Below are 630 nucleotides of genomic sequence, written 5' to 3'. Positions count from 1 at the left end.
ATTCTAGTGGTCGTGGAAACACTTCTTATGTTTCGGTTGAGTTTATCAGTGCGGCCATTTTCTCGGCTGGTGTTTGAAAGCCCAGGGTTTTGCGGGGGCGGCGGTTGAGTTGCATGGCGACGAATTCTAGGTCCGCTGCACTATGGACGCTTAGGTCTGTTCCTTTAGGGAAGTACTGCCTTAGTAGTCCATTGGTGTTTTCATTGGTGCCTCGCTGCCACGGCGAACCAGGATCGCAGAAGAACACGGGACAATTTGTAGCTACAGAAAAGGCCTTATGGCAGGCCATTTCACTTCCCTGATCCCAGGTAAGTGATCCTTTGAGATGATCTGGCAAGGTAGCAATCGCTTTAGTAAGTGCTTCATTTACTTCGGTAGCACTATGCCCATTAGGTAAATGCAGCAAGATGACATAGCGCGTGGTTCGCTCTACTAGCGTGCCAATTGCAGACTTATTACTCGCGCCTAAAATGAGGTCGCCTTCCCAATGACCTGGTACTGCTCGGTCATCTACTTCTGCTGGCCGGTCGGAAATCATCACCATAGGGTCAACAAACCGCCTGCGGGCACTGCGCGTGCCACGAGGTCGACGTTGGGCGTGACCGCGACGCAGTGCAGCAGCGACTTCCT

General features: G+C 52.2%; 1 protein-coding gene. It reads right to left on the bottom strand.

What is annotated here, in order from left to right; all coding sequences use genetic code 11:
- Positions 1-25: 25 nt before the first annotated feature.
- The coding region (locus tag QP971_RS11285; protein ID WP_284811939.1) for an IS30 family transposase at positions 26-630 on the bottom strand (605 nt) is incomplete at its 5' end.

The organism is Corynebacterium marquesiae (assembly GCF_030229635.1).
Lineage (GTDB): Bacteria > Actinomycetota > Actinomycetes > Mycobacteriales > Mycobacteriaceae > Corynebacterium > Corynebacterium marquesiae.
Note: the sequence above shows the minus strand (reverse complement) of the source record. Positions and strands in the feature narration are given on the sequence as shown.